General features: G+C 35.6%; 2 protein-coding genes, 1 tRNA gene and 1 rRNA gene. 2 read left to right on the forward strand and 2 right to left on the reverse strand.

Translation table 11 applies throughout. The annotated features are described in order from the left end of the window. Window positions 1–49: 49 nt before the first annotated feature. A tRNA-Glu gene (locus AC3EA5_RS01165) sits at window positions 50–126 on the reverse strand. Between the two features lie 205 nt (window positions 127–331). Between AC3EA5_RS01165 and AC3EA5_RS01170 the strand changes: the two genes are divergently transcribed. Together AC3EA5_RS01170 and AC3EA5_RS01175 are read left to right on the forward strand one after the other, a co-directional pair. Then, window positions 332–1,477: a replication initiator protein A gene (locus tag AC3EA5_RS01170; RefSeq protein WP_488606721.1), complete on the forward strand. Its 1,146-nt coding sequence runs from the start codon at window positions 332–334 to the stop codon at window positions 1,475–1,477. A gap of 738 nt (window positions 1,478–2,215) precedes the next feature. Beyond that, window positions 2,216–3,070, forward strand: a complete 855-nt coding sequence (locus tag AC3EA5_RS01175; RefSeq protein WP_488606722.1) for a helix-turn-helix domain-containing protein — start codon at window positions 2,216–2,218, stop codon at window positions 3,068–3,070. A gap of 230 nt (window positions 3,071–3,300) precedes the next feature. Here the strand turns inward: AC3EA5_RS01175 and rrf are convergent. Next, window positions 3,301–3,415: ribosomal RNA gene (gene rrf, locus AC3EA5_RS01180) — 5S ribosomal RNA — on the reverse strand. Between the last annotated feature and the right edge of the window lie 25 nt (window positions 3,416–3,440).

Here is a 3,440-nt window from a genome sequence, read left to right on the forward strand (position 1 = left end):
CCCTGCTTGTAAGGCAGGTGCTCTCCCAGCTGAGCTAAGCGCCCATATATGGTGACCCGTAGGGGATTCGAACCCCTGAATGCATGCGTGAAAGGCATGTGAGTTAAGCCGCTTCTCCAACGGGCCACATCAAAAGCGACAGGTGTAAATATACCATGCTATCAAAAACTTATCAAGTAGTAATTTATGCTTTTAAAGATGAACCACTTTATAGATTTCCTCTCCCCCCAATACCTCTGAATTTCAATTCCTCAATCCCTTAAGACAAAAATTCATTTTATAGTACAATATTGATATTAGGTTCCATGTTATCAGAAGGAAAGGACGTTCTATGAATAAAAAAGAAGCAGCGAATCTATTAGACAGTTTAACCAAAGAACTTGAAGATTTAACTAGGCAACTTGGAGCCGGAAACCTTTCACATCTCCCTACAATTAAACTTGAATTCCAACAAAAACTTACCGAAGCAGCAAACCACTTAAAAGAAATAGATAAGAAGATCTTAAACTACCTTGAAAAACAAAATGAAACGACCAATGATCCTGATTTTGCAATCAAGCGAGCTCTTTTACAAGAGACAAAAAAATTGAAGTGGGAACTGTATCGGCATCATAGTGATCCTATTGAACGACAATCAGTCAAAGCCTTCTCTGCAGCTAGTAAAAGAAAAGAAGAGAATAACAATCAAATTCCTGCTCTTCAATTTTTATCTGAACCTCTCCGGGTCCAGAAAGAAGATATGTTAATTGAATACCATACCGGAGAAATTCTATCTGCAATGGACCAAAAAGTATTTATGGGATTACAAACCCTTTGGAAGACCAAAGGAGAAGGTCAACGAGTTATCTTTACTTACTATGAACTAGCAAACCTCATTGGCTTTCCCACCAAAGGCAGTGGCTATCGTCTCATTGATGAAGCTCTAAACTCCTTATTTAACACTCGGATCTTTCTCCATCAAACCCAACAAACCGAAGAATTAGAAGTAGAAAAACAGGGGATGTACCGTTTAATCTCTTCTATTCAAAAGACCAACTTTAAAAAAGGAGAAAGCAACGCACAATATTATGAGGTTTTTCTAGGGGATCTCGTCTATAAAAGTTTAAAACAAGGTTTTTATTCCTATATAAGTATGCCGCTCATTCGAGATCTCCAATCCGACACGGCTCAAATTCTTTATGTTTTGTTATGTAGTCTAGCCCCTAAACACAGAGTGATTGAACAAGAACTTACTTACTTTGTCGATATGTTAGGCATGAGTGTAGCCCGCCCTGCTATACAGAAAAACATACTAGAGAATGCAATTAAAGAATTAGTAGAGAATCAAATTCTTGAAAGGTATGAAATTATTAATGAAGGACGAGGAAGATATCTATTTAAATTAGTACTATCGGAAGCCATTACAGCTAAAAGCCTTTTGCGTGAACCTCTTCAACAGCAATCCGAACAACTACACATTGATCTTTTCCTATCCTAAAAAAAATTTTTAGGATTTTTTTGTTCAAATGGAAAAAATGTATTTTTTTAACAGTTAACATAATGTCTCTTTGTAAACTGTAGGTAAGTAAAAATGAATGTATATCATATCGAATTATAGTTTTACTTCACGAATGTAAACTGTAGGTAAGTAATTTCGATATAATTACTTCTAAAAAGTAAGCTGTTTTTTTCCAATGTAAACTGTAGGTAAGTAAATAGGGCCTATTTTTACCCAAAAACCAGATAGTTTGATACACAACGTAAAGTGTAGGTAAGTAAAAACTTTGATATCATATGGTTTTTTTTGTAAAAATATACAATTTTATTACTTTTTTGTAATTTTAAGTAAATTAACGTAAAGTGTAGGTAAGTAAAAACTTTGATATCATATGGTTTTTTTTGTAAAAAACAGTTGGTTGGATATACAACGTAAAGTGTAGGTAAGTAATGCCTATTTTTCCGTCCTATGCTAAAGTAGATATGGTGTTTTTTGACCGAGTAATCAAGTGTATACAGGACAAGCTTAAAACTTTTAAACCAATAAAAAACGAGAAAGACGCCCCCATTTAGCTTCCCCGGCTAAAGGCGTCTTTCTCGTCAAATCAAGAGTCATACAGTGAAGTAAGTATGATCCTTTACTATGAACTTTGGTGCTTTGCTTGCATTCATTCTATCACGCAAAGTCTGGGATCGGCAATACTTCTCCTGTAGACAATCAAAGGAGAGAAATAAGAAAATGGCAGAGTTTTTACAGGATAATTTAAGAGTTTTCATAGTACCCGTGGATATTATGGATATCCCGGATCTCGATATTTATGAGCAAATGGTTTATATAGTATTACGATCTTTTGCAAATGCAAGAGAAGCTACTGCATTTCCTTCATATAATACTATCGCGAAGTTAGGTCGAATGAGTCGCAGAAAGGCTATTAATTGTGTAGCTACATTGGTAGAAAAAGGACTACTCAAAAAAGAAATCCGTTTAGATGTCACCAAACATCGAAAAATCCGAAACACATCTAATCTTTATACGATCGAAACTCCCAAGGTAGTGCACAGCATGCACCAGGGTAGTGCACAGCATGCACCAGGGGTAGTGCACAGCATGCACCAGGGTAGTGCACAGCATGCACCCGAACATAATCATTTAACAAAACCATTAAAAACAAAATCATTGAATAACAACAACATAGAGCAAAAACTAATAAAAAATGTTGTTGTTGGATCATCTAATCATCTAGAAGATTTGTTAACTTCCTATGGAATTAAGGTGAATGCAGCTACTCTAAATAAATGGAAGAAAATGGAGAGTGAAGAGAATATCCTAAATGCGGTCAAGGAAACATTAGAACGACCAGATATCAAAAATGTGGTGGGATACATTAATAAAATTTTAGAGGCTGGATTTATCCCTTCTACCCAAACGAAAATAAAAAATGATCTGCCTGACTATATCATTAATCAATCTAATAACTTACAAATACAACATACCGTTGATTCCATAAAACAAAAGGAAGCTCTAGATTTACTTTTACAATTAGGAGAGATTACGCAAATCGAATATGAAATTAAAATAAAAGAGATAATTTAAAACGCATAAAACTAGGCACTACAGCTTTTTAAGATTATAGCCTTGTCCTTAGTAGGATCCCCCCTCAAAAATAGCTTAGAATACCGATCTAGCTCGTTTAACGTTACGTTAAGAAGAGGGGGGGATTACTTTATTAGGTATTTTAACCTTAAAAGAGAAATATAAGGACTTTTTTCTTTCTCTAAAAATGAACAATAAAAAACCCTTATCCTATCAGGATAAGGGTTGATACCTGGCAACGTCCTACTCTCCCAGGGCATGAGCCCAAGTACCATTGGCGCTGAAGAGCTTAACTTCCGTGTTCGGGATGGGAACGGGTGTGACCTCTTCGCCATCATCACCAGATGATTGAGGATTATTCCCTCAAAAC

The organism is Paenisporosarcina sp. (assembly GCF_057785155.1).

Bases quoted from the DNA above. Each gene is read 5' to 3' on its own strand.
- AC3EA5_RS01170 (WP_488606721.1), top strand. From the start codon at position 332: ATGAATAAAAAAGAAGCAGCGAATCTATTAGACAGTTTAACCAAAGAA.
- AC3EA5_RS01175 (WP_488606722.1), top strand. From the start codon at position 2,216: ATGGCAGAGTTTTTACAGGATAATTTAAGAGTTTTCATAGTACCCGTG.